Here is a 20,929-nt window from a genome sequence, read left to right on the forward strand (position 1 = left end):
ATCCGAAGTTGGCTTGCGCGTCTTTCCGGAACCGCTTTTTCCGCTACCTACTGCACATGCCGCAGGCCCTTGATCCGGCGCCACACTCCCGCAAATCCCGCAGCGTCGTCAAGCGGCACAACACGTCTCACGTGGTGGCGATGGTGCCCTTGGTACGTCGTACTCGGTGCGGGCGGCCGGCCGCGCCGGAAAGGCCGCGCAGGGGGCCGTCATTCCGGAAAGTGCGCAGGTGGCGAACCGGCGTCCCGGTCCGCCCCGCTCCCCTGCTGCGCTGCCGCCGGCGGCTGGGCGGGCCGGCGCCGGGCGGCGTGTGTCGCGTGGGCGCGGGCCGCCGCGGCCTGCACGATCGTCGACGTCCACGCCAACTCGCCGTACGTGCCGCGCTGTTCCGGAATGGCGTCATGGAGTCGACGCCACAGTTCCGCTTCGTTCCACAATACGAACCTCCGGTGCGCGGTGGCGGGCGAGACGCCGAACGCCCTCGGTAGCTGACGCCAGGCACAGCCGCTGGTTAGTACGTAGACCACCGCCGTGAAGACGATCCGCTCGTCTCGCGGGGCCGTTCCGCCGCCTTGCGGACGGTGACCGAATGACGGTAATAGCGGGGCGGCTATTTGCCACAGCCCGTCGGGAACGAGTCTGGCGAACAGGTCGCTGTCCATGAGAGGCGATGGTGCCTCAGGCCCATGCCACCACATGAGACGACTCATCGCGTCTCAGCCGTCTCAAATTCACGGACACGATCTTGTCCGTCCCGCGCGGCATTACCGCAATTACCGATCACGCGAGCCTCGTCCACGCCCTTGGAGGATTCCCTCCCGTGGTCAGGGGAATGATCGACGAACGGACCCCAGCACGCCGGCAGTCGGTTATCCCCGCGCACCGCCCGGCCCCGCCGCCACCGCATCCCCCATCCCGTGGCCGGGAAAGGCCGGGTAGTTGGCCGGGACGGTGCGGTATTTGGCCGGGAGCAGCCCGACGGCCCCACCGTGCCGTGTCGCGGGGCCGCGGTCGTCCGTTGAAGGGTCACGAGTCGAGCGAGCCGAGAACGACGGGAGAAGTCGATGAGCGTGACGATCCGCCCGGCCGAGACCGGGGACGTCCCGGCGGTGGCCGAACTGGTCGAGGAGATGGACCGCTTCTACGGCGAGACCGAGGTGCAGCCCCTGGCGGAGCGGCTCCGCCAGGTGGAACGGGCCCTCTTCGGTTCGCCGCCGCTGGCCTGCGCCCTCCTGGTCGAGGACGCCGACGGCGAGCTGGTCGGACTGGCGGCCTACGGGTTCTTGTGGCCCGCGGCGGGCTCCACGCACTCCCTCTTCCTCAAGGAGCTGTACGTCCGCGACACCTGCCGCCACCAGGGCGTCGGAGCCCGGCTGATGGGCGAGCTGCGCGCGTTGGCCGCTGCCCGCCCCGGGTGCACCCGCATCGAGTGGACGACCGGCCGGGACAATCCCGGTGCGCGCGCCTTCTACGCGTCCTTGGGATTCACCGAGTTCGAAGGGAAGGTCGTCTATCGGATCGAACTGCCGTAGGCACCGAGCCGCGGCCGCCGGGATTCTCCGCCGCCGGCGCCCTTTCCGGTCGCCTTTCGGCCATGTGCACGGAAAGCCTGAAGGACAACGGGCCTGCGTGCTTACATGATCCGTATGTTATCCACAGACCGTCTCTTGGCTTTCTCGGCCATGTCGTTCCTTTTGATCGTCATTCCCGGTCCCAGTGTGCTCTTCGTGATCGGGCGGGCCCTGGCGCAAGGCCGACGGGCGGCGCTGACCACCGTCGCGGGGAACACCCTGGGCGCCTATCTCCTGGTGGTCGCCGTCGCACTGGGCGTCGGGTCCGTCGTGGAGCGTTCCGCGATCGTCTTCACCGCGCTGAAGCTGCTGGGCGCGGGGTACCTGGTGTACCTCGGGATCCGGGCGGTGCGTCAGCGCGGGACGCTCCAGGCGTCGTTCGCCGGCGAAGGGCCCGCCTACGGGGGACTGCGCACGCTGTGGGAGGGGTTCGCGGTCGGCATCGCCAACCCGAAGACGATCGTGTTCTTCGCCGCCGTCCTGCCGCAGTTCGTCGACCGCGCACAGGGGCACGTCATCATCCAGATGCTGCTGCTGGGCCTGGTCTTCAACATCATCGCGGTGGTGTCCGACAGTGTGTGGGGACTGGCCGCGTCCACCGCACGGACGTGGTTCGCCCGCTCCCCCAAGCGCCTTTCCATGGTGGGCGGCGTGGGTGGCCTGTCCATGATCGGGCTCGGCGTCATCGTCGCCGCCACCGGCCGCGCCGATTGAGCGTGCCGGGTGCGCCGGCGGGGCCCCGCCGTCCGTCGAGGACCGGTGGTGGTCGGTCGAGGACGGGCGGTTGGTCCGTCAGGGGCCACGTGATACGCGCCCGCTCGTGCCTGCGCCCGCTGGCCCGCTCCCCGCTGGAGGAACCAACGCTGGGTCAGCGGAGACCTCCACCACCCCGACCGGGATCCGAACCGGCGTCAGCTGGTGGCCCAGTTGCAGGAGCCCTTCGGGTCGATCCTCTCGTGCATCGACTCCCGGGTGCCGCCGGAACTGCTCTTCGACACCGGACTGGGCGACCTCTACGTGATGCGCACCGGCGGCCAGACGCTCGGGCCGGTGGTCACCGGATCCGTCGAGTACGGGCCGATGACCAGCGGCACTCCGCTGGTCGTGGTCCTGGGGCATCAGCGCTGCGGCGCCGTCAAGGCCGCCTATACCGCGCTGCGGGACGGCACCCCGCTGCCCGGCAACCTCCAGGCGATCGCCCTGGCCCTCAAACCCGCCTACGAGCAGGCGGTGCGCAACGGCGGCACCGACCCGGTCGAGACCATGACCCGCGCCCAGGTCACGTTGGCCTCGACCGCGCTGCGCTCGAACGCGGACCTGGCGCCGCTCGTGAAGAAGGGCGCCCTGGCGGTGGTGGGTGCCTACTACTCGCTCGACACCGGCAAGGTGGAGGTCCTCGACGGCGCGCCGTCGTGAGCCCGCGGACGCGTCGTGGGGTGCGCCGGAGGGCGCGGCAGCCGCGCTGACGGCGTCGGCCGGGCCACCTCGCGGCCATCCCCGGTTCACGTCCGGCGAAAACCATGGGGTCATGAGACGAACCCCGGCACTCCTCGGCCTCGGCCTGTGCGTCCTGTTCGCCACCACCGCCCCGGCGGACGCCACCGCCCGGCCCGCCGCACCCAGCGCCCACCACGCCCGGGAGCAGCACCCCGCAGTGCGCTACGGCGACGCCTACAGCACCAAGGCACCGTACGAGCCCCGGCAGGCTCCGGGGACCTACCAGTCCGCGCCACGGGGCTTCCGCCCGGTGTTCACCGAGAACGTTTCCCGGCACGGCTCGCGGGCCGCCTCCGACGGTGCGGACGGCGAGCTGATCCTCCGCCTGTGGGACCGGGCCGACGAGGAGCACCAACTCACCCCCCTCGGCGCGGAGTTCGGTCCCGAGGTGCGTGCCCTGCTCGCCGCCATGGAGAAGGTCGGCTACGGCAACCTCAGCGGCCGTGGCGAGCGGGAACTCCGCGGCACGGCCGTCCGGATGGCGCAGCGGCTGCCGCAGCTGTTCACGACCATCGTCGCGGAACACGAACCCCTCGACGTCGTCAGCTCCGGACAGGGCCGCGCCGTCGACAGCGGGACCGTCTTCGCCGATGCCCTCGTCGCAACCGACCCGGCGTTGAAGCCGCTCGTCGGGCCCGCCCGCACCGACAAGGACCTGCTCTACTTCCACAAGTCCGCCGGCGGTGCGGCCTACCGTGACTGGCTCGCCCACGACCAGCGCCTGGCGCACACCCTGAAGGGCGTTGCCGACCAGCCGGCCACCCGCGCCGCCGCGCGGCGGGTGCTGGCGAAGCTCTTCCGGCCGGCGTTCGTACGACGCGTCGTGGACGGGGAGTTCGCGTCGATCGGCAGCGACGTCGACGCCGCGCGGGCCGTCCACCGCCTCTACGCCATCGCACCGGCCATGAGCGCGGAGAGCCCGCACGGCCGGGGTTGGCACCTGGAGCGGTACCTCGCGCCGCGCGACGCCGACTGGTTCGGCTACGTCGAGGACGCGGCGGAGTTCTACGAGAAGGGCCCCAGCTTCGCCGACAGCGACATCACCTACACGATGGCCGGCGTGCTGCTCGACGACTTCTTCCGTCAGGTCGAGGCCAAACGGGACGGCCACAACCAACGCGGCGCGGAGCTGCGCTTCACCCACGCCGAGGAGATCATTCCGCTCGCCGCGCTGATGGGGCTGCCCGGCAGCACCAAGGCGGCCGACCCCGGGCAGCCCTACGCCTGGGCGGACAATCCCTGGCGCGGCGCGTCCGTCGCCCCGATGGCCGCCAACATCCAGTGGGACGTGTTCCGCAGGGGTGGCACCTACCTGGTGCGCATGCTCTACAACGAGAAGGAGACGGCCTTCAAGGCGGGGTGCCGACCGGTCGCCCGGGGCAGTCACTTCTACGACCTGGAGGAACTGGAGCACTGCTTCGGCCGCACGTCGGGGTGACGTGCCGACGGGGCCGGGGTCCCCGTCGGGGCGGTCAGTCGGCGGGTAGGGCGTCCCGCATCGCGCGGGCCGTGGACGTCGGGTCGTAGCCGACGGGGACGCCCTCGACCAGGAGGATGTCGCCCTCGATGTGCCGCGCGCGCAGCGGGGCGATCTCCCGGTACGCGGGCGAGTCCCACCAGGCACGCGCCTGGTCGATTCCGGGGAAGCCGATCACCACGACGTGCCCGGGCCACCGCCCTTCCTTCACTTCGTGCTGCGTCGCGTGCACCAGGAAGCGACCGCCGAACGGCTCGAAGGTGCCGGCGATCCGTTCGATGTACTCGGCGATGTCCGGGTGCGGGGCGGCGTCTTGGAGGTGCGCTATGGCGTAGGCGGTCATGGTGGCCTTCCGGTCGTTCCTGCTCGTACGCCGGTGATCGTGGCACGCGGGACGCCTGCGGGGCGATGACGTCGGAGGTAAGCGTCCGGGGCCCGCGGGCGGTGCGCCCCCGGGAGCCCCGGGGGCGCGGTCGGCCCGGGTCAGGCGGCCGGTTCGGCGGCGGAACGGGGGGCGGGTGCCCCGGTGGCGAACGGGCCGTCGGGGGCGAAGGCCCGTTCCGCGAAGCGTTCGCCCATGCGGCGGTGGGTGGCGGCGTCCGGGTGCAGTGCGTCGGGCAGCGGGAGTTCGGCGTGGTCGGCGTGGCCGTAGAGTTCGCGGCCGTCGAGGTAGTGCAGGTGGGGGTCGTCGGCCGCCCGCTGCCGAACGATCCGGGCGAGTTCGTCCCGGATGGCGTTGAGGGTCAGCTTGCCGGCCGCGCGGTCCGCCGGGTCGCCGGTGGCCTTGAAGCGCAGGCGCCCCTCCCCCAGTGCGCTGAGGTCCGGGAAGCTGGGCCCGGGGGTGTCCTCGTGGATGGGGCACAGGATGGGCGAGATGACGAGCAGTGGTGCGGTGGGGTGGCCTTCGCGGACGGTGTCGAGGAAGCCGTGGACGGCGGGGGCGAAGGCGCGCAGCCGCATCAGGTCGGCGTTGACCAGATTGATGCCGATCTTGATGCTCACGAGGTCCGCGGGGGTGTCCCGCAGCGCGCGGGCGACGAACGGGTCGAGCAGGGCACTGCCGCCGAAGCCCAGGTTGATCAGTTCCACGTCGCCGCGGGCGGCGGCGAGTGCGGGCCAGATGGTGGTGGGGCTGGCCGCGTCGGTGCCGTGGCTGATCGAACTGCCGTGGTGCAGCCACACCTTGCGGCCCCGGTCCGGCACCGGCTCGACGGGCGCGTCGGTGCGCAGGGCGAGGAGTTCGGTGGTCTCGTCGTACGGCAACCAGATCTCGACGTCCTTGACCCGGTCGGGCAGTTCGGCGAAGCGCGCGGTTCCGGACGGACCGGACGCGTGCTCGGCGGTCTGCTTGATCATGTCGATGGTCAGGGTGTTGCCGCCGGGAACGCTGGCCTGGCCTGCTGGACGGCCGTCGACGAGCAGGTCGTAGCGGCCGTCGGGGCGGGTGGGCGCCCCCACGTAGACCCGCTTGGTGGGGAGCGTGTCCAGTTCGATGGCGGTGGCCCGGGTGCGGAAGACCAGGCGGACGCCGGAGGGTTGGGATTCGGCCATGGCGAGTAGGCCGTCGTCGCACTGGGCACGGGCCCGGGCGGGCAGGCGGTGCGGGAGCACGCCGCGTTCGGTGCGCTCCAACTCCAGTGCGCCGCGCACGATGTCGTCGGTCAGGGGGGTGGTGATCCAGTGGGGGTGGGTGGTCATCGCCTCAACCTGTTCGTCGGGGTGGGGGTTGCCGTGCGGGGCGGGCGCCGTCGACTGCGGTCGTCATGGCCGCGGCGGTTCGGGCGTGGGCCAGTTGCGCAGGAGGGCGTCGAGGGCGTCCACGACGCGCGACCACGTCTCCTCGCTGTCGGGAGCGCTGTGACTGAACCCGCCGGCCAGTTCCAGGCTCACGTAGCCGTGGAAGACGCTGCCCAGCATGCGCACGGCGTGGGTCTGTTCCGGTTCCGGCAGGTCGTAGCCGCGCAGGATCGCCCGCGTCATCTGGGCGTGCCGGACGCCGGCGCTGGCGGCGGCCGTCTCCGGGTCGAGTGGGAACTGGGTGGCGGCGTAGCGGCCGGGGTGTTCCCGGGCGTAGTCGCGGTAGACGTCGGCGAAGGCGGCCAGGGCGTCCTTGCCCGCGCGGCCGGCCAGGGCCTCCGCGGCCAGGTCGGCGAGCTCCGCCAGGGCGAGCAGGCTGATCCGGGTCTTGAGGTCGTGGGAGTTCTTCACGTGCGAGTACAGGCTCGCGACCTTGACGTCGAACCGCCTGGCGAGCTCGGAGACGGTCACCTGCGCGAAGCCGACCTCGTCGGCCAGCTCCGCGCCCGCCCGGGTCAGGCGTTCCGTGGTCAGTCCTACCCGTGCCGCCATGACCGCCCTTTCCTCGTTCCTCCGTGTGCCTGAATCGATTATGCGCATGCCTAAAGCTTTTAGGCAACTGCCGAATAGGCGAGGACCCGGGCCGCGGCGGCGGTCGGTGCGGCGGCGGTCCTGGGCACGGTCGGCCCCGCGCAGGCGATGCAGGTGCGCGGCGCCCGACCCCTCCCCCTCGCCGCGCGCCGGCCGGCTCCCGGCACCCTCCCCGCGCTCGTCGGGGCACTCGGCTGACGTGGGGCCGGGCCGGGCGGCGCCCGCGTGGTCGCGGCGCGGCGGGTCAGGTCCGTGCGGCGGGGAGGGTGACCTCGAAGCGGCAGCCGCCGGCGACGTTGTGCACGGCGGCCCGTCCCGCGTGGGCCTCGACGATGCCGCGGACGATGGCCAGGCCCAGGCCGGCGCCGGCCGGTGGCGTCCGGGCCGTCGTGCCGCGCCAGCCGGTGTCGAAGACCCTGGGCAGATCGGTCTCGGGGATGCCGCCGCAGCCGTCGGTGACGGAGAGCACGACGGTGTCGGCGCGGCGTTCCGCGGCCAGCGCCACGGTTCCGTCGGCCGGGGTGTGGCGGATCGCGTTCATCAGGAGGTTGGCCAGCGCACGGGTCATCTCCTTGCTGTCGACCTCGACCGGGACGGCTTCGACCCGGTCGCCCACCAGGCGCACCCGGTGTTCCCGGGCCAGGGGGCCGACGCCGGCCAGCGCGTCGTCCACCAGGTCGTAGACCGACACCCGGGACGGGGCGAGGGCCAGCACCCCGGCGTGGATGCGGGAGAGTTCGAAGAGGTCGCCGACCATGGTGTTGAGGCGGTCGACCTCGGTGCGGATCTGACGGTGGTAGCGGGCGGGGTCGTCCGCCACGCCGTCCTCCAGGGCTTCGGACATGGCGCGCAGGCCGGCGAGCGGGGTGCGCAGGTCGTGCGAGATCCAGGCGACGAGTTCGCGGCGGGACTCCTCCAGGGCGCGCTCGCGGTCCCGGGAGGCCGCCAGGCGGGCGCTGGTCGCGGTCAACTCCGCGCTGAGCGTGGTGAGTTCGGCGGCAGCGGGGCGGGTGGGCGGCACGAAGGTGCCGCCCTCGCCGAAGTCGTGGGCGGCCCGGGCCAGTGCGCGGGAGTCGAGCACGACCCGACGCCCCAGGGCGAGCGCGGTGGCCAGGGAGACCACGGTGGCCACCGCGACCACGGTGGTGACCACGGCCAGGTCGTGCGAGGAGAGGAACATCGCCCAGGCGACCGCGAGGGTTCCGGCCAGCATCGCGCCGACCGCGACGGCCGCGACCACCGTCAGGGACACGGCGATCGAACGGCGGCGCAGCAGGTGCAGGACGCCGGCACCCAGGAGCCCGGCGCCGGCCGCGCCGGCGGACGCGTACAGGGCGATGAGCAGCACGTCCCGCACGATCACGGCCTCTCGTCGGGGTGGCTGGCGCCTTCGGGTCGGGCGTCGAAGCGGTAGCCCACGCCCCAGACGGTCTGGATCAGGCGCGGGCGGGCCGGGTCGTCCTCGATCTTGGCGCGCAGGCGGCGCACGTGGACGGTGATGGTCGACAGGTCCCCGAATTCCCACCCCCACACCTCCTGCATCAGGCGTTCGCGGCCGCAGACCTGGCCGGGGTGGCGCAGGAAGTAGCAGAGCAGGTCGAACTCGCGCAGGGTGAGGGCCAGTTCGCGGCCGTGGTGCAGGGCGCGGCGGGCCGCCGGGTCGACGTCGAATCCGGCGGCGCGCAGCACGGGGCCCGGCGTGCCGGCCGTACCGGCGCGCCGGAGCACGGAGGTCACCCGCAACACCAGCTCCCGTGGGCTGAACGGTTTGGTCACGTAGTCGTCGGCGCCCACTTCCAACCCGAGGATGCGGTCCTCCTCGTCGCTGCGGGCGGTCAGCATGATCACCGGCAGCGGGCCGTGCGACCGCAGTTCCCGGCAGACGGTCAGACCGTCCATGCCGGGCAGCATCAGGTCGAGGACCACCAGGTCGGGTCGGTGGGCGCGGGCCGAGGAGAGCGCGGCGGGGCCGTCAGCCGCCCGGCGCACGGCGAAGCCGGCGCGTTCCAGATAGCCGGCCAGGACCTCGGAGACGGTGGGGTCGTCGTCCACGACCAGCACGTTCTTCATGCGTCCAGCCTCCCACCCCGGCGGGCCGCGGCGGCGGGCACGCGGGCGACGTCCGCGTTTCGTAAGGTCCGGCGGCCCCACGGGGCGCGCTGCGGTTCGTAGCGTGAGGGCCGTGAACGACTCGATGGAACAGTGCGCGGTGGGCGCGTCCGGCCCGCCCTCCCCCCTGCGACAGACCGCTGACCCGGCCCGTGCCGCCCTCCTGGATGCGTCGGGTGGGGTGCTGCGCGCGCCGGGGGACCGCCGGGGGCCGGCGCGCGCGGAACCTGCCGCGCCCGCCGTCGGGGCCGGGGCCCGGGAGTGGCACGCCGACCCCTACGCTGCTGCGCTGCGCACCGGCCGCGGGCCGCTGTTCCTGCGGCGCGGCGACGGCTGGCTGCTGCCGCTGGAGGTGGAGCGCTGGTGCGCACCGCCCGACGAGGCCGACGCCACGGTGCTCGCCCGCTGCCGGGGCGGGGTCCTCGACGTCGGCTGCGGACCGGGCAGGCTGGTGGCCGCCCTCGCCGCGCAGGGGCATCCGGTGCTCGGCATCGACGTCAGCCGGCACGCCGTGGAACGGGCGGTGCGGGAGGGCGGTGCCGCCCTGTGCCGTTCGGTGTTCGACCCGCTGCCCGGTACGGGCCGGTGGGCGACGCTGCTCCTCATCGACGGCAACATCGGCATCGGGGGCGACCCGGCCGCCCTCCTGGCGCGGGCCCGCGAACTCGCGGCGCCGGACGGCACGGTGATCGTGGAGACGGCCGGGACGGAACTCGACGAGCGGGTCGTGGTCCGGGTGGACGACGGCCGAGGCGGGCACGGCACGCCGTTCCCGTGGGCCCGGCTCGGCACCCGTGCCCTGCTGGCCCACGGCGGGCGGGCCGGCTGGAGGGCGGTCGAGCAGTGGCGGGTGGGCGGCCGCCGGTTCGTTCAGCTGCGCCGGGGCTGAGCCCTGCGCCGCCACCGCGCGAGCAGGCGCACACCGGCGAGCGCGCCCGCCCCGGCCGTGACGGCCAGCACCGACACCAGCCAGCCGCGCGGGTAATCCAGCGGCAGGACGGAGGAGTTGGCGGGGGCCCCGGGCCTCAGCAGGGCCGGCAGGACCACTGCGGTCAGGGCGCCCGCCGCCATCAGCGCACCGCGCAGCACGCCCCGCACCGGGCCACCGCGCCCCGTCGGGCCGGGCAGCAGCCATCCGGCCCCGCACACCAGCGGCGCGAGCAGCCCGTCGTGCAGGAGCAGTGCCCCGGCCAACCAGAGCACCACGTGGCCCGCCCACCCCGTGCCCCAGACCAGGAGCAGGCCCACGGCCATTCCGGTCACGCCCAGGAGTCCCCCGGCGTACCGCATCCGTGCCGTCGTCACCGGACCTCCAGGCGCGTGACCCACTTGGTCTGGAGGACCCCGGGGCGGTTGGGTGCGATCAGGCGGGCGGGGTGGCCGTGGTCCAAGGAGAGCTCCTGGCCGTTGAGGCGGAGCGCCAGCATCGTCAGCGGATCGGCGGCGTAGGTGGCGCCCATCTCCGTGACCCGGTAGGCGCCGGACCGCTCCAGCGAGACCACGCGGACCCGGGCGGCCGGATCGGCGCCGGCCGCCCGGAGGAGGTCGCGCACCCGGACGCCCGTCCATCGGGCCGCGACGCTCCACCCCTCCACACAGGCCAGCGGTAGTTCCACCTCGTGCTGGGGCAGGGCCCGCAGGGCGGCCAGGCTCAGTTCGTACGGCCGTGGGCCGGTGACGGTCAGCCGCCAGTCAGGGCCGACCGCGGTGATACCGGCCGCCCGCGCCGTGCGGTTGACCGGGAGCCCCTGCGGTCCGTGGCCAGGGTGGCGGGGCGCGAGCAGGTCCAGTTTCCCGAGCGGGGTGACGGACTGGCCGACGGTGGTGAGCGTGACGGCGCCGACCGCCGCTCCCAGTCCCGCCAGCAGTGCGCGCCGGTCCGGTCCGTGCGCGGCCGGCAGCCGGCGCGTGCCCGGCGCGTGCCGGCTCCAATGGTCGCTGATCTGGGGCCACTTGACGGCGAGGTGCAGCACCACCGCACCGGCCAGGAGCCAGCCGACGGCGAAGTGGACCGGCACGAAGGGGAACGGCCACGGATACCACTGCACGACGTTCAGCAGGCCGCTCAGCACCTCGAAGACGCCGCTCGCCACCAGCGCCGCCACCGAGAGCCGTTCCAGGCCGTGCCGCACGGACCGCACCGGCGGCCACACGAACAGCTTCGGGTACACGGTCCACAACTTGGCGAGCAGCAGCGGGAGCGCGGCGATGCCGCAGGCGACGTGCAGTCCCTGGGTGAGCCGGTAGCCCCAGGCGGGCCGGCTGGGCAGGTGGTCGCGCAGCCAGTCCGGGGGGTGTTGGAGGAGGTGACTGACCAGACCGGTGCCGAAGCACAGTGCGACGGCCAGGCCCAGCCAGCGGCCCACCACCGTCGCGGTTCGGGCGTCGTGGAGCGCGGCGGTGCGGGCGGACACGAACGGCAGCCGGCGCGGCGGCCGGCGCGGTGACGGTTGCATGGTTCCCATCACACCGCGCGCCGGGCCGTTCGGGGCCGTGGAACTCCTTACGAAACCGGGACGGCGGGCCGTGCGCCCTCGGCACGGCGGCGGTCCGCTGCGAGGCTGCTGGCGTGATCGAACCGCGCCTCCGCCTGCCGCTCGCCGCCGTCTTGACCACCGCCCTCGCCGTCGCCCTGGTGTGGACGGTCGAGTTCGACGGCTACCACCGTGATCCCGGCGGGTTGTCCTGGCGGTACGCGCTGTGCTGGGCGCTGTTCGCGGCCGCCGCCTGGGCGGTGCGGCGGGCACCGGTGCGCCGGGCGGTGGCCCTGATCCTCGCCGGGTCGGCGCTCGTGGCCGTCACCGGCCTCGTCGCGCCGCCGCGCACCAGCACCGACGCCTACCGGTACGCCTGGGACGGTCGGGTCCAGGCATCCGGGACCTCGCCCTACGACTACGTGCCGGCCGCCCCGGAGCTCGCTCCGCTCCGCGACGCCTGGCTGTTCCCCACCGGCGCCGCCTGTGCGGGCCCGGATCGGGCGCGCCTGGCGTCCCCCGCCGCCACGCCGCACTGCACCCGACTCAACCGGCCCACCGTGCACACCATTTACCCGCCGCTCGCCGAGTCCTACTTCTACGGCGTGCAGCTGCTGTCCCCCGACGGCGCCCGCCTCAAGCCGCTGCAGATCGGTGGAGCGGTGCTGTCCGTCGCCGTCACCGGCGCCCTGCTGCTGGTCCTGCGCCGTCGTGGGGACCCCCGGACCGCGGCCTACTGGGCCTGGTGCCCGGCCGTGCCCGTCGAGGCCGTCAACAACGCCCACGTCGACGTGTTGGGCGTGCTGTTCACCGTGGCGGGGCTGGGGGCGGTGGCGGTGCGGCGGGTGCGGGGCGGCGCGCTGCTCGGGGCCGCGGTCGCCGCCAAGCTGGTGCCGGCCGTCGTCCTGCCGGGCGCGCTGTCCGGCGTGCGCCGCCCCCGCGACGCGGCCGCGGTGCTGCTGCCCGCCGCCGCCGTGCTCGCGCTCTGCTACCTCCCCTACCTGCTCGCCTCGCACGACTCCGTCCTCGGCTACCTCAGCGGCTACCTCAACGAGGAGGGCTACCGCGACGCGTCCGCCGGCAGCCGGTACGCGCTGCTGCGGCTGCTGCTGCCGGACGCCTGGGCGCTGCCGGTGCTGGTGGTCGTCCTGATCGTGCTGTGCGGCGGCGTCCTGTGGCGCGGCTCCCCCGAACGCCCTTGGTGCGGGGCCCTGTTGGTGACCGGCGCCGCCTTCCTGCTCCTCACGCCCGGCTACTCCTGGTACGCCCTGCTGCTGATCGCCCTGGTCGCGTTGGACGGTCGTTGGGAATGGCTCGCCGTGGCCGCCGCGGGCACCGTCGCGTACGTCACGGCGCGGGCCTTCCCGGCCCACGGTGCGGTGGCGACCACGGCCTACGCCCTGGCGGCCGCGGGCGTGGGGGTCGGCTGGCTGGTGCGGCGCCGGGCGGCCGCGGGGAGCCCGCGGCCGCCGGGCCGTACGGGTGCGTGCCTGGCGGTGCGGGTGCGCGGGGGCCGTGCCCGGACGGCACGACCCCCGCGCTGACGGTACCGCTCGCTCAGGAGGTCGACGTGCGGCGGTCGATGACGGTGCGGAGCTTGCCGCTGGTGGGGGTGCGTTCGAAGGCGAGGGTGGGGGCGGTCTCGACGGCGAGGGTCAGGAGGGCTTCCGGGCCGGCCGCCGAGCCGAGTTCGGGGACGTGGGTCAGGAGGGCCGCACGGGCGGCGGCCGGGTCGGGGGCGTAGTGGGCGTCGAGGCGGACCGTGAGGTGTTCGCGGCCGGCCTCGTTGGTCAGGACGAGCTGTAGTTCGCCGCGGTACCCGAGGTGTTCCTCGGCGACCTGGGTGAAACGGCGGTAGTTGAAGTGGTAGGTGCCCATCCGGAACACCTCGCCGTATCGGCCGAGGAGTTCGATGCGCGGGGTGTGGCTGCCGCAGGGGCACACTCCGGCGACGGCCCGGCCCAGGTCGCCGATCTGGTAGCGCTCCAGGCGCTGGCCCGCCCGGGTGCGGGTGGTGAAGACGAGGCGCCCCGGCTGGCCGGCGGGAACGGGGCGGTCCTCCTGCGGGTCGAGGATCTCCAGGGTGTGGAGGTCGGTCAGGACGTGGTGTTCGGTGCCCCGCGCGTGGCCGCACTGGTAGCCGAGCGGGCCGAGGTCGGTGCTGCCGTAGGCGGCGGAGCGGATGACCTGCACGCCGAAGGTCTCGGTGAGGATGCGTCGCTGTTCCCCGGTGAAGTGCTCGCCGCCGTAGAACACCTTGCGGATGCCGCCGTAGGCGCGCAGGCGCTCGCCCTGGGTGTGGAAGAGCTGCCACAGGTACGACGGCATGCCGAAGAGGGTGTCCACCCGGTAGGTGACGAGGGCCTGGGCTATCGCCTCGTGGTCGGGGCCGGCGGCCATCGGGATCTGGGTGGCGCCCAGGCGTTCGAGGATGGAGAAGAAACTGATGAAGCTGCCGTACATGCCGCCGCAGTAGAAGAGGTTGGCGGCGCGGTCGTGGGCCGGGTCGAAGCCCGCGGCGAGCAGGCCGTGCGCCGAGGCGCGCATCTGCGTGTCGTAGTCGTCGCAGGTGAAGACGGACAGGGCCGGGGCGCCGGTGGTCCCTCCGCTGCGGAAGTACAGCTGGGCGTGTTCCGGTGCCAGGGTGGCCAGTTGGGCCTGGGCCGCCGCCTTGTCCATCAGCGGTCCGGTGGGCGCCGGGGGCAGGGCGGCGGGGGCGATCAGTTCGTCCAGGCAGGGGGTGGTGGCGAACGCGGCGTGCGGGGCGCGGACGCTGACCCGGCGGCTGTAGCGCTGGAGGGCGTAGACGCCGTCGTGGGGTTCGCCGTGGTAGCCGTCGAGCATCGAGCCGAGCGGGGTGATCCGCTGGACGCCGGCGGTGAGGAGGGTGCGGGAGAGCTGGGCGACGTCGGCGGGGGCGCCGGCCACCGCGGCGGTCTGGAGGTAGCGGCGCATGGGGCGCAGGGTGGCGACGACGTCGCGGCGGGGCAGGGGTTTGATCCAGACGGTGCGGTGCAGCGGGGACGCGGTGAGCGCCGGGCGGGTGTCGGCGAAGACCCGCCAGCTCCCGTCGTCGGCGGTGATCACCTTGGTCAGGCCGAGGTGCTGCTCGGCCCGGGCGACCAGTTCGGTGGTGGTGACCTCGGCCCGCTCGGCCGCGTGGGCCAGGTCGGACCCGGCCGCCGCGTCCGCGCCGTCGGGGTCGCCGCTCGGGCCGGGGACCTTCGCGGAGACCTCGGCCAGCACCGCGGCGAACTGCTCGGCGAAGGCGAAGAGTTCGTCGCGGGTGGTGGCCGCGGTGGCGGTGTCGTCGCCCGGCTCGGCGTCCAGGTAGACGACCTGCGGGCTGGAGCACGCCTGCTGCTCGGCGCGACAGACGTCGGCGGCGAGCTCGGTGAGGGCGGCCCGGTCGGTCCGGGCGTCGCGGGTCAGGTAGGCGAACGAGATCTTGTGGCCCCATTCGACGAGCCGGCAGCCGGGCGGGACGAGGGCCGCGGCCCCTTGCACGGCGTCCTCGCCGCCCCATACGGCCACCGCGTCGGCGGGCGCGCACATCAGCCGCATCAGGTCCTGGCGGCTGGAGGGGAAGCGCAGGGCGACGATCCGGCGGGCGAGGGCCCCGGTGGGGTCGGCGGCGGCGAGTGCGGCGAGCAGGTGCGGGGCGAGTGCGGTGTCGCCGCTGCTGGTCTTGAGGACGTTCACGTTGCCCGCGAGGAGGCCCTCCACGACGCTCAGCGACGCGACCGCCGCCGCGTTGCCGGGGGCGATGTGGACGAGCAGGCCCACCGGGGCCCACGCCTCGTAGGTGGTCTCGCGGGCGTCGGGGCGGGTGAGGCGTTCCGGGCGCGGTCCGCCGAGTTCGCGCCGGAGCTTGCGCTCCAGGGCGGGGCGGGCGAGGGCGTCCGCGATCTCGGCGAGGGTGGCGGCGGCCTCCTCGGGGTCGGTCGGCGCGGCGCCGTCGGGGTCGGTCAGGTGGGCGAGGAGGCGGGTGTGCAGGTCGCCGTGCGGCTGTTGCAGGGCGCGGCTGACGGCGTCGCAGGCGAGCAGGACCGTTTCGGTGGACAGCGGCTCCGCCAGGGTGCGGGCGACCAGGTCCGGCAGGGTGGCGAGGCGTTCGGCCGCCTCGGCGTCGTCGATGAACTCGCCCTGCCAGTAGTGGAGTTCGGTCGTCATCACATGCCCTTCAGGAGTTCGGCGGCGGCCACCGCGCAGCTGCGGTTGCGGCTCACCCCGGCGCGGCCGAGGATCGTGAACCACGGGGTGTCCAGGGAGCAGGGGCACGCGTCCCCGGGGTGCAGCGAAGCCAGGTCGCCCATCACGACGCTCTGCGCCGGGACGGAGGTGATGTACGGGGAGACCAGGTGGAGGTAGCCGGGGCGGCCGTACGGCAGGGGTTGCAGGGTGCGGGTGTCGCGGACCGCGGCCCGGGACCAGACGGGCACGTGCAGGCGGTGGTGGGTGCACTCGACGTACGGCACGCAGTGCTCGACCGAGCCGTAGGTGTCCCGGATCCGCTCCGGGGGGATGCCGAGCTGTCGGGTCACCGCGTCGTGGAACTCCTCCTTGGCGATCTGCCGGTCGGCGTGGCCCTTCCAGCCGCCGCCGAGCAGCACCAGGGAGTCCGGCGGCAGTTGCAGGGGCGGAATGCCGGCGGTGCGCATCCGTTCCAGGGTGAAGTGCAGGAAGGCCGGGAAGCCCAGGATCCGGACCGGCGCTCCGTCCTCGGCGTAGCGCCGGAGGGCGTCGATGCAGCCGTGCACGTCGAAGGCGTGGCCGGTGCCGGTGTGCCGCAGGGCGTGGGTGGTGTGCCGGGCGGGCGCGAAGTCGCAGAGGTAGTTGTCGGTGAAGGAGGTGCCCAGGCGCACCTCGGGGGCGGGTTCGTAGCTGTAGAGGAGGTAGTTGACGGGCTGGTCGGGGGTGATCCAGCCGTAGTGGTCGAAGATGCGGGCCACCATGCGCTGGGCCGCGCGGATGGTCCACCGGTCGTAGAACATCTGGGACTTCTGGCCGGTGGTGCCGGACGAGGTGAGGTGCAGGAAGACCTCGTCGCGCGGGACGGAGAGCACCTCGTGGCGCTTGAAGAAGTTGGCGTGCAGGAGCGGGGTGCGGGTCCGTGCGCCGACGGTGGGTGCCGGGGTCTCCGGGGCGTCGTCGAGGAGGGCCCGGTACAGCGGGGAGCGGTCGGCGTGCCAGGCGTGCGACTCGGCCATCGCGTCGGCGAACAGGGCGTCGGCCTCGGGCCCGGTGGTGTAGGGCGACGGGAGGTCGCAGAGGCGTTGGACGCTGGCGAGGGCCGTCGGGTCGGGGACGTCGACGGGGGCGAGATGCGGGTTCACAGGACAACCTCGTGGTGGGGCAGGTAGGTCGACGCCCACGTGGTCAGGTAGGCGTTCAGGTACGGCTGGACCAGCGGGCTGACGGCCGTGGTGCGGAAGTCGATCTGCCGGTCGGTGCGGGAGAGCACGACGTAGTCGTGGAAGCGGTCGCCGACCCGGCGCATGGCCGGGTAGCTGGCGCTGGGGACGAAGCCGGCGGCCAGGAAGGCGTGCAGCCCGGCGGTGTCGGCCAGGGGCACCAGTGTCTCGACGTAGTCGGCGCCGGCCCGGGTGAGCGCGGTCATCAGGGAGTCGAGGGCCCGGGCGGCGGCCGCCGGGTAGGGGTGGACCGCGACCAGGGCGCAGCTGCTGGCCGCCAGGTCGAGGTCGGCGTAGATCTCGAACGCGCCGTCCGGCGTGGTCAGCACCGTGTTCGGGGTGCGCAGCGGCGAGTAGGCGCCCGCGGGGTCGGGGAACAGCTCGCGGAAGCGCCGACGGACGAAGCCGGGTGCGTTGATCACCTCGATGGGGGTGCGGGTGGTGGGGCGGGCGGGAGCGGTCAGGAGTGCGCCCGGGGCCGGGCTGCCCGCGCTGCCGCCCGGGAGCGGCGGGGACGCGTCGAGGTCCGTGGCGTCCGCGGGCAGGACCGCGGTGCAGGGGATGCCGATGCTCTCCTCGGCCGCGTCCAGCAGGGGCATGACGGCCCGGGGCACGGCGGTCACCCGCTCCCGGCGTCCGAGGACGCCCTCGGCGTAGCAGGCGAACAGTGCCAGGGTCTCGCAGCCGGAGACGTCGGCGGCGTTGGGCAGCAGGCCCAACGGCCGGTATCCGTTGCGGGCGACGACGCGTTGCGGGGCCTGGGTGACCATGCGGACGGTGGTGTGGATGGAGTCGAGGGTGCCGGCGGCGAGTGCGTCGGCGGTGACCGCCTCGGTCAGTCGGCCGGCCAGGCCGCACTGGCGCTGGCGCGGATGGACGGCGAGGCCGACGAGTTTGCCGACGCGGTTGCCCGGGTCGGTCTGCACGACCACGGAGCCGGCCAGTTCACCGGTGTCGGTGCGGCGGGCCGTGAGCCAGTGGCTGTGCGGGTCGGTGATCAGGCGGTGCATCTCGGTCGGGTCGCTGCCGAGGGCCACCGGGTAGCCGTGTCCGTACACCTCGAAGTACAACTGCCGCAGTTCGGCGATGTCCTGGGGTGCGGCGGGGCGGAGGGTGGTGTTCATCGAGCCTCCTCCAGTGCGGCGCCGGCGGCGGTCGCGACCGGGGCGTCGGGCGTCCCGGACGTGGCCGGGGCGTCCGCGCGTCGCCCGATCGACCACAGCGCCGCGGCGAGCGGGAGCACTCCGACGGCCTGGAGCAGGCACAGGGTCTGCGGTGACAGGTGGTCGCCGAGCGCGCCGAAGACGAGGGAGGACAGCGGGAACGTCGCGCCGAGCAGGGCCTGCATCACCGCGAAGAAGCCGGGCTTGTCGGCGGCCGGGACCAGGCGTTGGAAGAGCGCGACGAACCGCACGCCGATCGCCCCCACGCACCAGCCGGCGACGACCAGGGCGGCGACGGCCACGGACCGGTCGGCGAGCAGGCCGGGCGTTCCGAGGGCCACGGCCAGCAGTGCCAGGCAGGCCCCGCCGACGGTGGTGGCCGAGCCCGGCAGTCGCGCGCCGGTGAACGAGCCGAGCAGGGCGCCGATGCCGAGTGCGGTTTCCAGGGCGGCCGCGGTGGAACCGTGGGCGTGCAGCACCGCCCGTGTGTACAGGGGCATGACAACGTAGAGAGCGGTGGAGAAGACGTTGACCGCGGCGAAGCAGAGCAGTACCCGCCGGATGAACGGATGGTCCGCCAGGATCTGACGGAGCGTCCGGCGCGGTGGTGCGGTCTCGGCCGGTGCGGCGCCGTCCGGCGCCGTGGTGGCGCGCGGGAAGCGGGTCACGGCCACCAGGGCGGCGGCGACGAGGTAGGCGCCGGCGCAGCCGGAGACGATGCCGGTCAGCGCCCAGGCGTCCACCACGAGCGGTCCGAGGAGCCCGCCGGCCAGACCGGCGAGGGACTGGGTGGCGAGTTCGAAGCCGGTGGCGGCCTCGATGTCGGCGTCGTCGACCAGTTCCGGGACGGAGGTGGTCAGGCAGGGGTCGAACAGGGCCTGGCAGCCCGCCAGCAGCAGTGCGGCCCCGTAGGCGACCGCCATGGGCGGCGAACCGAGTTGCGTCCAACCGGCGACGGCGGCGGCGACCAGGCCCGCCACGGCGGCGGCCGAACCCAGCACCGTGCGGTGCGGGCAGCGGGCGATGACGGAGGCCACCAGGGGGGCGAGCGCCACCGCGGGCAGCGTGCTCACCGCGAGGAACACCCCCGAGGCGAGGCCGCGGTCGCCGGCGCCGTCGACGGCATGGCCCACCAGCCACCACACCACGCCGACCTGGAACATCCGGCCGGCGGCCTGGGTGAGGACCTGGGCGACCCAGACGGCGCCGAAGGCCCGGTTGCGCAGGACCACCGGCAGCCGGCGCGGGGTGGGGTTCGGGGTCGCGCTCATGAGTGCGGCCGTTCGTCGATGACCCGCATCAGCTTGCCGGTCCGGGCGTTGACGACCAGTTCGTCGTGCCGCACCCACTCCACGGCCAGCGGATGGATGCGTGCGGCGTCGACCTCCGCGGCGTACATCGGGCGGGCCGCGAGGATCTCCTTGGCGATGGCGGCGGCGAGGTGTCCGAGGTCGCGGGCGTCCCCGTCGTCACCGGTGGCCGGGTCGCCGGCGACGGCCAGCCGCAGGACGAGCCCGTCCCGCCCGTCCCAGCGGCGCACCACCAGTTGGGTGCCGAGCACTTGGCCGGTGGGGTCGGCGGCGCGGACCAGGTCGTGCACGTCCTGGGTGTAGAGGGACACCGCGCCGATGCGCACGCCCTCCTCGGCCCGGCCGAGGATGCGGAAGTGTCCGGCCGCGGCGTCGGTCCACTCCGCGCGGTCGCCCACGGGGTAGCGGAGGACCGGCATCAGCCGTCGGCGCAGGTCCGTCACGACGATGCGGCCGGCGACGCCGTCGCGGGTGATGGGCTCGCCGGTGTGCTCGTCGAGGATCTCCACGACGGTGTGCGGCGTGAACGCGCGGTGGACGCGGGGGTCGGCCCCCGGGACGGCCTGTCCGAGCAGTCCGGAGTCGACGCCGGCGTAGCCGATGGAACGGGCCTCGGCGTGCGGGAACGCCTGGCGGAGCAGCGGCCGCTGGTCCTCGAACAGGCCCTCGCCGCCGAAGAACAGCAGCCGCACGTCGGGGAGTTGGCGGTCTTCGCGCACGAGGTGGTCGGCGAGGCCGCAGAGCGTCGTGGTGGTGCCGGCGATGACGTCGACGTCGAATTCCGCCAGCGTGTGCACGGTCGAGGCGAACGGTGCGCCGCCGCCGATCGGCAGCCGGACGTTGGCGACGGGGGCCCGGTGGAGGGCGTCCAGGATGAAGGTGAAGCTGGCGTAGAGCTCACCGGCGTAGAAGAGGTCGGCGACCCGGTGGCCGGGGCGGAGGCCGGCTTCGACGAGTCCGCCACCGAACGCCTCGGTGAATTCCCGCCATTCTTCCCGGGTGTAGACGGAGAACTTCGGCGCGCCGGTGGTGCCACCGCTCTTGAAAACCACCGCCTCGTCGAGCGGTCCGGTCAAAAGGCCGTTGTCGCGCGGTGTGTTGGCGCGCCAGAATGCGTCGTGCGGGACGACCGGCAAGTCCGTCAGCTCCGTCACCCGGTCCGGAAGGTCGGCGTAGAGCTCCCGATAGAAGGGTGAGTTGTGACGCACGAAGCGTATGAGGTCCGTTAATTGTTGAACGGGCATTGCATTCCTGTTTTTCGCATTCAGAGGAACCGGTACCGCGGGGTGTGCGGCACCAGCTCATGGTGTGGGGACAGTCGCAGCGGGTACGGGCAATCCCGGTCAGGGACGCTTCCGCACGGTTTTCTGGACTGGCTACTTGGCGCACTGATGCTATGTCATGTCCGAAGTGCCGAATGACCCGTGGCCGACCCGTAGGAGATTTTTTGCCAATCGCTATCGCACGCGATGGTGCACACCTGCGGCCGGTTCCGCCTTTTACGGTGACCTAGCTCACCACGCAGC

General features: G+C 73.6%; 19 protein-coding genes. 6 read left to right on the top strand and 13 right to left on the bottom strand.

Annotation, left to right across the window (positions count from 1 at the left end):
* Window positions 1-209: 209 nt before the first annotated feature.
* Window positions 210-662: a transposase gene (locus ACLJT4_RS28505; RefSeq protein ID WP_411126500.1), complete on the bottom strand. Its 453-nt coding sequence runs from the start codon at window positions 660-662 to the stop codon at window positions 210-212.
* Window positions 663-1,064: 402 nt separating this feature from the next.
* On the opposite strand from ACLJT4_RS28505, the gene haaN reads away from it, so the two are divergent.
* From haaN to ACLJT4_RS28525, 4 genes are all read left to right on the top strand, one after another.
* Window positions 1,065-1,532, top strand: coding sequence for a cyclophane-containing RiPP N-acetyltransferase HaaN (gene haaN, locus ACLJT4_RS28510; RefSeq protein ID WP_411126502.1), 468 nt, complete (start codon window positions 1,065-1,067; stop codon window positions 1,530-1,532).
* Window positions 1,533-1,646: 114 nt separating this feature from the next.
* Window positions 1,647-2,285 (top strand): LysE family translocator, encoded by a 639-nt coding sequence (locus ACLJT4_RS28515; protein ID WP_233659110.1) that lies wholly within the window; start codon window positions 1,647-1,649, stop codon window positions 2,283-2,285.
* A gap of 204 nt (window positions 2,286-2,489) precedes the next feature.
* Window positions 2,490-2,987 carry a carbonic anhydrase gene (locus ACLJT4_RS28520; RefSeq protein WP_411126505.1) on the top strand — a complete coding sequence of 166 codons (498 nt, stop codon included), beginning with the start codon at window positions 2,490-2,492 and terminating at the stop codon, window positions 2,985-2,987.
* A gap of 112 nt (window positions 2,988-3,099) precedes the next feature.
* The gene (locus ACLJT4_RS28525; protein WP_411126507.1) at window positions 3,100-4,506 is read left to right on the top strand and encodes a histidine-type phosphatase; all 1,407 of its coding nucleotides are present in this window, start codon (window positions 3,100-3,102) and stop codon (window positions 4,504-4,506) included.
* Between the two features lie 34 nt (window positions 4,507-4,540).
* On the opposite strand, the gene ACLJT4_RS28530 is transcribed toward ACLJT4_RS28525, so the two are convergent.
* The 5 genes from ACLJT4_RS28530 to ACLJT4_RS28550 form a co-directional block, all read right to left on the bottom strand.
* Entirely contained in the window at window positions 4,541-4,888 is a 348-nt protein-coding gene (locus ACLJT4_RS28530; protein WP_411126509.1) for a DUF1330 domain-containing protein, read from the bottom strand.
* A gap of 140 nt (window positions 4,889-5,028) precedes the next feature.
* Window positions 5,029-6,243 carry a GDSL-type esterase/lipase family protein gene (locus ACLJT4_RS28535; RefSeq protein WP_411126511.1) on the bottom strand — a complete coding sequence of 405 codons (1,215 nt, stop codon included), beginning with the start codon at window positions 6,241-6,243 and terminating at the stop codon, window positions 5,029-5,031.
* Window positions 6,244-6,306: 63 nt separating this feature from the next.
* Window positions 6,307-6,894, bottom strand: a complete 588-nt coding sequence (locus ACLJT4_RS28540) for a TetR/AcrR family transcriptional regulator (RefSeq protein ID WP_411126513.1) — start codon at window positions 6,892-6,894, stop codon at window positions 6,307-6,309.
* Between the two features lie 283 nt (window positions 6,895-7,177).
* On the bottom strand, window positions 7,178-8,290 hold the full coding sequence (locus ACLJT4_RS28545; protein ID WP_411126595.1) for a sensor histidine kinase: 1,113 nt from the start codon (window positions 8,288-8,290) through the stop codon (window positions 7,178-7,180).
* A gap of 2 nt (window positions 8,291-8,292) precedes the next feature.
* Complete coding sequence (locus ACLJT4_RS28550) at window positions 8,293-9,003, bottom strand: response regulator transcription factor (protein ID WP_411126515.1); 711 nt, start codon at window positions 9,001-9,003, stop codon at window positions 8,293-8,295.
* A gap of 112 nt (window positions 9,004-9,115) precedes the next feature.
* Between ACLJT4_RS28550 and ACLJT4_RS28555 the strand changes: the two genes are divergently transcribed.
* Window positions 9,116-9,931 carry a class I SAM-dependent methyltransferase gene (locus ACLJT4_RS28555; RefSeq protein ID WP_411126517.1) on the top strand — a complete coding sequence of 272 codons (816 nt, stop codon included), beginning with the start codon at window positions 9,116-9,118 and terminating at the stop codon, window positions 9,929-9,931.
* Here the strand turns inward: ACLJT4_RS28555 and ACLJT4_RS28560 are convergent.
* Window positions 9,913-10,347, bottom strand: a complete 435-nt coding sequence (locus ACLJT4_RS28560; protein WP_411126519.1) for a hypothetical protein — start codon at window positions 10,345-10,347, stop codon at window positions 9,913-9,915. The genes ACLJT4_RS28555 and ACLJT4_RS28560 overlap by 19 nt on opposite strands.
* Window positions 10,344-11,498 carry a molybdopterin-dependent oxidoreductase gene (locus ACLJT4_RS28565; RefSeq protein WP_411126521.1) on the bottom strand — a complete coding sequence of 385 codons (1,155 nt, stop codon included), beginning with the start codon at window positions 11,496-11,498 and terminating at the stop codon, window positions 10,344-10,346. The genes ACLJT4_RS28560 and ACLJT4_RS28565 overlap by 4 nt, the downstream gene beginning before the upstream one ends.
* 113 nt (window positions 11,499-11,611) lie before the next feature.
* Here ACLJT4_RS28565 and ACLJT4_RS28570 point away from each other — a divergent pair, with 113 nt between their 5' ends.
* Window positions 11,612-13,060 (top strand): glycosyltransferase 87 family protein, encoded by a 1,449-nt coding sequence (locus ACLJT4_RS28570; RefSeq protein WP_411126523.1) that lies wholly within the window; start codon window positions 11,612-11,614, stop codon window positions 13,058-13,060.
* Window positions 13,061-13,073: 13 nt separating this feature from the next.
* Here ACLJT4_RS28570 and ACLJT4_RS28575 read toward each other — a convergent pair whose 3' ends face one another.
* The 5 genes from ACLJT4_RS28575 to ACLJT4_RS28595 are packed head-to-tail and all read right to left on the bottom strand — an operon-like array spanning window position 13,074 to window position 20,647.
* The gene (locus ACLJT4_RS28575; protein WP_411126525.1) at window positions 13,074-15,689 is read right to left on the bottom strand and encodes an acyl-CoA reductase; all 2,616 of its coding nucleotides are present in this window, start codon (window positions 15,687-15,689) and stop codon (window positions 13,074-13,076) included.
* Window positions 15,689-16,852: an acyl-protein synthase gene (locus ACLJT4_RS28580; RefSeq protein ID WP_411126527.1), complete on the bottom strand. Its 1,164-nt coding sequence runs from the start codon at window positions 16,850-16,852 to the stop codon at window positions 15,689-15,691. Before ACLJT4_RS28580 ends, ACLJT4_RS28575 begins: the two co-directional genes overlap by 1 nt.
* Window positions 16,849-18,054 (bottom strand): GNAT family N-acetyltransferase, encoded by a 1,206-nt coding sequence (locus tag ACLJT4_RS28585; protein ID WP_411126529.1) that lies wholly within the window; start codon window positions 18,052-18,054, stop codon window positions 16,849-16,851. Before ACLJT4_RS28585 ends, ACLJT4_RS28580 begins: the two co-directional genes overlap by 4 nt.
* The gene (locus ACLJT4_RS28590) at window positions 18,051-19,364 is read right to left on the bottom strand and encodes an MFS transporter (protein ID WP_411126531.1); all 1,314 of its coding nucleotides are present in this window, start codon (window positions 19,362-19,364) and stop codon (window positions 18,051-18,053) included. Before ACLJT4_RS28590 ends, ACLJT4_RS28585 begins: the two co-directional genes overlap by 4 nt.
* Complete coding sequence (locus ACLJT4_RS28595; RefSeq protein ID WP_411126533.1) at window positions 19,361-20,647, bottom strand: phenylacetate--CoA ligase family protein; 1,287 nt, start codon at window positions 20,645-20,647, stop codon at window positions 19,361-19,363. The genes ACLJT4_RS28590 and ACLJT4_RS28595 overlap by 4 nt, the downstream gene beginning before the upstream one ends.
* Window positions 20,648-20,929 lie beyond the last annotated feature (282 nt).

Source organism: Streptomyces sp. x-19, assembly GCF_046549115.1.
GTDB classification, from domain to species: domain Bacteria; phylum Actinomycetota; class Actinomycetes; order Streptomycetales; family Streptomycetaceae; genus Streptomyces; species Streptomyces albulus_C.